At 63.0% G+C, this 8344-nt stretch carries 7 protein-coding genes; 3 read left to right on the forward strand and 4 right to left on the reverse strand.

Translation table 11 applies throughout. From position 1 onward, the window contains the following. Positions 1-100: 100 nt before the first annotated feature. The 4 genes from fdhF to X726_RS139390 all read right to left on the reverse strand — a co-directional run bounded on the left by fdhF (position 101) and on the right by X726_RS139390 (position 6150). Positions 101-3013: a formate dehydrogenase subunit alpha gene (fdhF, locus tag X726_RS139405; protein WP_023673425.1), complete on the reverse strand. Its 2913-nt coding sequence runs from the start codon at positions 3011-3013 to the stop codon at positions 101-103. A gap of 10 nt (positions 3014-3023) precedes the next feature. Beyond that, the gene (locus tag X726_RS139400) at positions 3024-4580 is read right to left on the reverse strand and encodes an NADH-quinone oxidoreductase subunit NuoF (RefSeq protein ID WP_023673426.1); all 1557 of its coding nucleotides are present in this window, start codon (positions 4578-4580) and stop codon (positions 3024-3026) included. Beyond that, positions 4577-5056: a formate dehydrogenase subunit gamma gene (locus X726_RS139395; protein ID WP_023688791.1), complete on the reverse strand. Its 480-nt coding sequence runs from the start codon at positions 5054-5056 to the stop codon at positions 4577-4579. Before X726_RS139395 ends, X726_RS139400 begins: the two co-directional genes overlap by 4 nt. 194 nt (positions 5057-5250) lie before the next feature. Beyond that, positions 5251-6150 (reverse strand): LysR family transcriptional regulator, encoded by a 900-nt coding sequence (locus X726_RS139390; protein ID WP_023673428.1) that lies wholly within the window; start codon positions 6148-6150, stop codon positions 5251-5253. A 158-nt stretch (positions 6151-6308) separates the two neighbouring features. On the opposite strand from X726_RS139390, the gene X726_RS139385 reads away from it, so the two are divergent. From X726_RS139385 to X726_RS0136680, 3 genes are all read left to right on the forward strand, one after another. Then, a complete protein-coding gene (locus X726_RS139385; protein WP_023673429.1) occupies positions 6309-6950 on the forward strand; it encodes a DUF47 domain-containing protein in 642 nt (213 codons plus the stop codon). Positions 6951-6953: 3 nt separating this feature from the next. After that, a complete protein-coding gene (locus tag X726_RS139380) occupies positions 6954-7958 on the forward strand; it encodes an inorganic phosphate transporter (protein ID WP_023673430.1) in 1005 nt (334 codons plus the stop codon). Positions 7959-8035: 77 nt separating this feature from the next. After that, positions 8036-8344 (forward strand): iron-sulfur cluster assembly protein (locus X726_RS0136680; protein WP_031215548.1); only part of this gene is annotated, 309 nt, incomplete at its 3' end.

An 8344-nucleotide genomic window follows, 5' to 3' on the forward strand; every position in this document is an offset into this window, starting at 1 on the left:
AGAAAGGCGCCAGGCGGCATAAGCTCGCGTCCTTCCTGACGGAGTAGGGGTCGACCAACCGTCAAGATTGAAGCTCTTATTGTCGAACGCCGTGGCAAGACTACTCCGCCGCTTCCAGCTTTGCGATGCGGCGGCTCTGCTCGGCCTGCTCGTTATAATCGCGCTGCCAGTCCGAAGGCCCGTTGGAGGCGCCGACCTGCACCGCGGTCACCTTGTACTCCGGGCAGTTGGTCGCCCAGTCCGAGAAGTCGGTGGTGATGACGTTGGCCTGCGTGTCGGGATGGTGGAACGTTGTGTAGACCACACCTGGCGACACCCGGTCGGTGATCAGCGCACGCAGCGTCGTCTCACCCGAACGGCTGGTCAGCCGCACCCAGTCGCCATCGCGCAGGCCGCGGTTCTCGGCATCGTGCGGATGGATCTCCAGCCGGTCCTCCGAGTGCCACATGACGTTTTCGGTGCGCCTTGTCTGTGCACCGACATTGTACTGGCTGAGGATGCGACCGGTGGTCAGCAGCAACGGGAAACGCGGCCCGGTCCGCTCGTCGGTCGCCACATATTCTGTGCGGATGAACTTGCCCTTGCCGCGCACGAAGCCGTCGATATGCATGATCGGCGTGCCGAGCGGCGCCTTCTCGTTGCAGGGCCATTGCACCGATCCGACACGGTCGAGCAGATCGAAAGAGACGCCGGCGAAGCTTGGCGTCGTTTTGGCGATCTCGTCCATGATTTCGGAGGGATGCTGGTAGTTCCAATCCAGCCCGATCGCGCGGGCAAGCTCCTGTGTCGCTTCCCAGTCGGCATAGCGCGCCTTCGGCTCCAGCACCTTGCGCACCATGTTGATGCGGCGCTCGGCATTGGTGAAGGTGCCGTCCTTTTCCAGGAAGGTCGAGCCCGGCAGGAAGACATGCGCGTAGTTAGCTGTCTCGTTGAGGAACAGGTCGTGCACGACGACGCATTCCATCGCCGCCAGGCCGGCCGCGACATGCTTGGTATCAGGGTCGGATTGCAGGATGTCCTCGCCCTGGATGTAGATGCCCTTGAAGGATCCGTCGACGGCGGCATCCAGCATGTTGGGGATGCGCAGGCCCGGTTCGTCGTCGAGCTTCACCCCCCACAACGTCTCATAGATGTCGCGCACCGCCTCGCCGGAGATGTGGCGGTAGCCCGGCAGTTCATGCGGGAACGAGCCCATGTCGCAGGAACCCTGCACGTTGTTCTGGCCGCGCAGCGGATTCACCCCGACGCCCGGGCGGCCGATATTGCCGGTCGCCATGGCAAGGTTGGCGATAGCCATAACCGTGGTCGAACCCTGGCTGTGTTCGGTCACGCCGAGGCCGTAATAAATCGCGCCATTGCCGCCCTTGGCATAGAGCCGTGCAGCACCTCGGATCAGTTCGGGATCGACGCCGGACAGCTTGCCCACGATTTCGGGGCTGTTTTCCGGCAAGGCGACGAAAGAAGCCCAATCCTGGAACTCCGCCCAGTCGCAGCGATCGCGGATGAAGGCTTCGTCGAAAAGCCCTTCGGTAACGATGACATGCGCCAGCGCCGTCAGCACCGCCACGTTGGTGCCGGGCTTCAGCGGCAGGTGATAGTCGGCCTCGATATGCGCCGACTTGACCATTTCGGTGCGGCGCGGATCGAGCACGATCAGCTTGGCGCCCTGGCGCAGCCGCTTTTTCAGCCGCGAGGCGAACACCGGGTGCGCGGAAGCCGGATTGGCGCCGATGATGACGGCGACATCGGTGAAATCGACGGAATCGAAATCCTGCGTGCCGGCCGAGGTGCCATAGGTCTGGCCGAGGCCGTAGCCGGTCGGCGAGTGGCAGACGCGCGCGCAAGTGTCGACATTGTTGTTGCGGAAGCCTTGGCGCACCAGCTTCTGGACGAGATAGGTCTCTTCATTCGTGCAGCGCGAGGACGTGATACCGCCGATCGAGGTGCGGCCGTATTGATACTGGATACGGCGGAATTCCTTGGCCGTATGGGCGATGGCCTCTTCCCAACTCACCTCGCGCCAGGGATCGCTGACCTTTTCCCGGATCATAGGCGACAGGATGCGGTCCTTGTGGGTGGCATAGCCATAGGCGAAACGGCCCTTCACGCAGGAGTGGCCGTGGTTCGCCTTGCCGTCCTTGTAGGGCATCATGCGAATGACTTCGTCGTCCTTCACTTCGGCCTTGAACGAGCAGCCGACGCCGCAATAGGCGCAGGTGGTGACAGCGGAACGCTCGGGCATGCCTTTCTCAAGCACGGTCTTTTCACGCAGCGCATCGGTCGGACAGGCCTGCACGCAGGCGCCGCAGGATACGCATTCGGAGGCGATAAAATCCTCGTGCATGCCGGCGACCATGCGCGATTCGAAACCGCGGCCCTCGATCGTCAGCGCGAAGGTGCCTTGCACCTCTTCGCAGGCCCGCACGCAGCGCGAGCACACGATACATTGCGCCGGATCATAGGTGAAATAGGGGTTGGACTCATCGCGGGCGATGTAGTCGACCGCCAGCGAGCCATGGCCGGGCGCGACGCCGTTTTCCTGCTTGACGTGGTTGCGGCCCTCGATGCCGAAGCGGTTCTCGGTCAGGCCGACAGACTTCGCCACAACGTCGAACTCGCTGGCCCCGGTACCGGCCTTCTCGTTCCAGCCGGTCGGGTGGTCGGAGACGTAAAGCTCCATGACACCGCGGCGGATGGCGTCGAGCCGCTCGGATTGCGTGCGCACCACCATGCCTTCGCCGACGGGCGTCGTGCAGGATGCCGGCGTGCCGCCGCGCCCGTCGATCTCGACCAGGCAGACGCGGCAGGAGCCGAACGAGTCCAGCATGTCCGTGGCACAGAGTTTTGGGATCTCGACCCCGCCTTCCATCGCCGCGCGCATGATCGACGTACCCTCCGGCACGCTGATGCTGCGGCCGTCGACGATCAGCGTAACCTGCTTTTGCGCCTTCGATTCCGGGGTTCCGTAATCGAGTTCTTCGATGAGTGTCGGGAAGTCGGCCTTGATATTCATCTGCCAGCACCTATTCAGCAGCCACGCGCGCCGGCGCGGGCTTGAAATCTTCGGGGAAATGGGTGATCGAGCTCATCACCGGATAGGGCGTGAAGCCGCCCAGCGCGCAGAGCGATCCGAACTTCATCGTGTTGCAGAGATCGGTGACCAGTGCCAGGTTCTTCTCCGGCTCGATGCCGGCGGCAAGCCGGTCGATGGTCTCCACCCCGCGTATCGAGCCGATGCGGCAGGGCGTGCACTTGCCGCAGCTTTCGATGGCGCAGAACTCCATGGCAAAGCGCGCCTGCTTCAGCATGTCGGCCGTGTCGTCGAACACGGTGATGCCGGCATGGCCGATCAGCCCGTCGCGCTTCGCGAACTCTTCGTAGTCGAACGGCGTGTCGAACAGGCCGCGCGGGAAATAGGCGCCGAGCGGGCCGCCGACCTGCACCGCCTTCACCGGGCGACCTGTGGCCGTACCGCCGCCGATATCGTCGACGATCTCGCCCAGCGTCATGCCGAACGCCGCCTCGAACAGGCCGCCGAACTTGACGTTGCCGGCGATCTGTATCGGGATCGTGCCGCGCGAGCGGCCCATGCCGAAATCCTTGTAGAAGGCAGCACCCTTGTCCATGATGATGGGCACGGAGGCCAGGCTGATGACGTTGTTGATCACCGTCGGCTTGCCGAACAGACCCTGGATTGCCGGCAGCGGTGGCTTGGCTCGCACCACGCCGCGCTTGCCTTCAAGGCTGTTCAGCAGCGAAGTTTCCTCGCCGCAGACATAGGCGCCGGCGCCGACGCGGATTTCCATGTCGAAGGCGTTGGGCGAACCCAGCACGCTGACGCCGAGCACGCCTGCCTTGCGGGCGACCTCGACAGCCTTGTTCATGACAGCCACCGCATGCGGATATTCCGAGCGGATATAGACGAACCCCTTGGTCGCGCCGGTGGCGATGCCGGCAATCGTCATGCCTTCGATGAGCACGAAGGGGTCGCCCTCCATGATCATGCGGTCGGCAAAGGTGGCGCTGTCGCCCTCGTCGGCATTGCAGACGATGTATTTGCGGTCAGATGTCGTATCGAGCACCGTCTTCCACTTGATGCCGGTCGGGAAGCCGGCGCCGCCTCGGCCGCGCAAGCCCGATTCCGTGACCTGTTTGACGATGTCGAGCGGCGCCATGGCCACCGCGTTCTGCAGGCCCTTGAGCCCGCCCAGTGACTTGTAGGCATCGAGCGATAGCGGGTCGTTGATGCCGCAACGCGCAAAGGTCAGGCGCGTCTGCTTGGCCAGGAACGGGATTTTGTCGGGCGCGCCCAGCCAGCGCTTGTGATGCCCGCCGGTGAGAAAGCCGCTGTCGAACAGGCTCTTGACGTCCGATGGCTTGACCGGCCCGTAAGCGACGCGGCCCTTTTCGGTCGCGACCTCGACCATCGGTTCGAGGAAATAGGCGCCGCGCGAGCCGTTGCGGACGATCTTGGCCTCGACGCCCCGTTCAGCCAGTTCCGCACGAACAGCCTTGGCGACCTTTTCGGCGCCGAGCGCCAGCGCGCCGGAGTCACCTGGAATGTAGATGCGCGGGATCATGAGCGTACCTCCCCGACGATCTCTTCGATCTTCTCGTCATCGAGCCGCCCGATCACCTCACCATCCAGCATCGCCGACGGTGAACAGGCGCACAGCCCGAGGCAATAGACAGGCTCAAGTGTAACCGATCCGTCGCGGGTGGTCTCATGGAAATCGATGCCCAACAACTGCTTGACCTTTGCGGCGATCGCATCCGAACCCATCGACTGGCAGGCTTCCGCCTGGCAGAGCTTGAGCACATGCCGGCCAGCCGGCCGGGCACGGAAATCATGATAGAAGGTCACGACGCCATGCACTTCGGCCCTCGACAGGTTCAGCCCATCGGCGATGACGGGCACGGCGTCCTGCGGCACGTGGCCAAATTCTTCCTGGATCTCGTGCAGGATCGGCAGCAGGGGGCCTTCGAGGCCCTTCAACTCCTGGATGATCGCCGCCGTGCGCGACTGTATCTCGGTACTTGCAGGCTGCATCGTCACGCAGCGCCCTCCCTATCGTAGCGATCGATGCATATAATCGTCCAAAAGCATGAAGCGGTTTTGGAACAACGACATGCCTACGCCGCTTAATCGCTAAGTGCTTAAGAAATCAGAGAAAACCTATGAAATCAATAAAGCGGTTTCGTTGCACGATAGAAAATTTCTATCGCGCCGATTGACCGGTTATGACTAGCTCAGCGATTGGCGCGGAAATCGTCTGCCAGCGCCATCGCCTCGTCCAGCAGCGCCTGCACCAGCGGCGTGTGCGGTTCGCGCGGCGCGGCGACCAGCCCGACCGTGTGGCTGGCATCCGGTTCGACGATCGGAATGGCCCGGATCGGCTCGGAAAAACCGAATGTTTCCGCCAGGTTGAGCGGCATGATCGACGACCATTTGCCTGTCCGTATGTGGGAGAACAGCACGATCATCGAGTTGGATTCCAGTGTCGGCCGCACCTGCACGCCGGCCTCGGCCAGATGCTGGTCGATGATGCGGCGGTTCTGCATGTCCGGCGTCAACAAGCAGAGCGGCAGCTGGCTGATTTCGGCCCATGTCACTTTGTCGCGATCCGAATAGGGATTTCCGACCGCCGTGATCAGCTGGTAGCGCTCGTCATAGAGCGGCACGCTGGTCACCCGTCCGAGAGGCTCGTTGTCGAGATAGGTGATGCCGGCATCGGCGTCGAAATTGCCGAGCAGCGACAACACCTCGATCGAGGTGCGCGACAGGATAGAGAAGGTGACGCCCGGATGCTTCTCGCGAAATGGCGTCGTAAGCCGCGCCACCATGGCGAGGGCGGTTGGGATGGCGGCAATACGGATACGCCCGGACAGGCCATGTCGCGCCGCCCGCATCTCTTCGCGCATGGTCCTGGAATCGCCGACGATGCGACGCGCCCACACCAGCACCTGCTTGCCTTCCGGCGTCAGCCCCTGAAAGCGCGAACCGCGATTGACCAGCATGACGCCGAGCTGGCCCTCCAGCTGCTTGATCCCGGCCGACAAGGTCGGCTGCGTGACGCCGCACGCTTCCGCCGCCCGGCCGAAATGCTCCTCCTTGGCCAGCGCGATGAAGAATTCGAGCTTGTCGATCATCCCATCCGTCCGTTCGTTTCGCGCAAGGTCGGGGAAATTGCCTTTCGCCGCAAGCTCTACCCGCAATTGGCCATGCATCCACATCTTTGGGCCGGCTGGCTGTTTCCCCCGGCCGAACACGGCGCTATGTGGTTGGATGGAATACGAGGAGATCGGACATGCTGGGCTGGTTCCGCAAGCTTTTGCCGCGCGAAGATCGCTTCTTCGACCTCTTTGAACGGCATTCCCGCACCGTGGTCGGCGGCGCCGAGGCGCTGGAGCAGCTTCTGCAGGGCAAGGACATCGATCGCTGGTGCCAGAAGATCATCGATCTCGAGGACGAGGCCGATCATATCACGGCCGAAGTCCTGCTGGCGGTGCGGCGTTCCTTCATCACGCCTTTCGATCGCGGCGACATCAAGGACCTGATCCAGTCAATGGATGACGCCATCGACATGATGCACAAGACCGTCAAGACGGTGAAGCTGTTCGAAAAGAAGGAATTCGACCCGCTGATGCAGGAGATGGGCGGCGTCATCGTTGCCGCCTCCAGGCTGGTTGCCGAAGCGATCCCGCTGCTCAGCAAGGTCGGCACGCACACGGTACGCCTCAACGCCATCGCCGAAGAGGTCATGCGCGTCGAAAGCCGCGCCGACGATCTGCATGAGCAGGGATTGAAGGACCTGTTCAAGCGGCATGGCCGCAGCGATCCGATGGCCTACCTGATCGGCTCGGAGATCTACGGCCAGCTGGAGAAGGTGGTCGACCGCTTTGAGGACGTCGCCAACGAGATCAGCGGCATCGTCATCGAGAACGTTTAGGCAATGGAAGCCACCATCGCCTTTCCCGTGCTGATCGGCCTTGTCGCCGTCGCGCTGTTTTTCGATTTTCTCAACGGCCTGCACGATGCGGCGAACTCCATCGCCACCATCGTCTCCACCCGCGTGCTGAGACCACAATATGCGGTCCTGTGGGCGGCTTTCTTCAATTTCATCGCCTTCATGTTCTTCGGCCTTCACGTGGCTGAAACCGTGGGAAAAGGTATCGTCGACGTCAGCATCGTCACGCCGGCGGTGATCTTCTCGGCGCTCGTCGGCGCCATCGTCTGGAACATCGTCACCTGGATTGCCGGCATCCCGTCCAGCAGTTCGCATGCCCTGATCGGCGGGCTCGTCGGCGCCGGCGTTGCAAAGGCTGGGCCCGGCGCCATCGTCTGGACCGGGCTTGGCAAGACGGTCGCCGCAATCGTCGTGTCGCCGGCGACAGGGTTTGTTCTGGCGCTGGTCCTGATCCTGGCCGGTTCCTGGCTGTTCGTGCGCCAGACACCGTTCGCCGTCGACAGCACTTTCCGCGTCATGCAGTTCTTTTCGGCCTCGCTTTATTCGCTAGGGCACGGCGGCAACGACGCCCAGAAAACCATGGGCATCATCGCCGTGCTGCTCTATTCGCAAGGTATGCTCGGCGGGACGTTCTACGTGCCGCTGTGGGTCGTCCTCACCTGTCAGACAGCACTGGCGCTCGGCACTTTGTTCGGCGGCTGGCGCATTGTCCACACGATGGGCTCGAAGATCACCCGGTTGAACCCGATGCAGGGCTTCTGCGCCGAGACCGGCGGCGCCATCACCCTGTTTGCCGCCACCTGGCTTGGCGTTCCCGTGTCGACCACCCATACGATCACCGGGGCCATCATCGGTGTCGGCGCTGCCCGTCGCGTCTCGGCCGTGCGCTGGGGCATTGCCGGCAACATCGTCATCGCCTGGATCGTCACCTTGCCGGCCACGGCTGCAATTTCGGCGCTCACCTACCTTGCGGTTGGCCTGGCAAGGTGAGGCGGACACTGTGGTGCTTGGAGTCGCTGCCAATCTGCACTATCTGAGCCGCAGCCAAACGCCTTAGGGAACAATGCATGTCCGTCACCAAGGAAATCGTCACCGAGCGTCTGAAGACGGTCAACGGGCCGGACTTCACCGGCAACATCGTCGACCTCGGCATGGTTTCGGAGATTTTCATCGCCGATTCGAAAGTGTTTTTCTCGATCACCGTTCCCGCCGCCCGTGCACAGGAGATGGAGCCGCTGCGCGCCGCAGCCGAGCGTGTCGTCAAGGCGATCCCTGGTGTCGCCGGCGCCGTCGTCGCGCTGACGGCGGAGAAGAAGGGCGGCGGCATGGAGGCTCCGGTTGCGTCGCGTCCCGCGCCCAGGCCGGCACCCCCGGCT

The organism is Mesorhizobium sp. LSJC285A00 (genome assembly GCF_000503155.1).
In the GTDB taxonomy this organism is placed as follows: Bacteria; Pseudomonadota; Alphaproteobacteria; order Rhizobiales; family Rhizobiaceae; genus Mesorhizobium.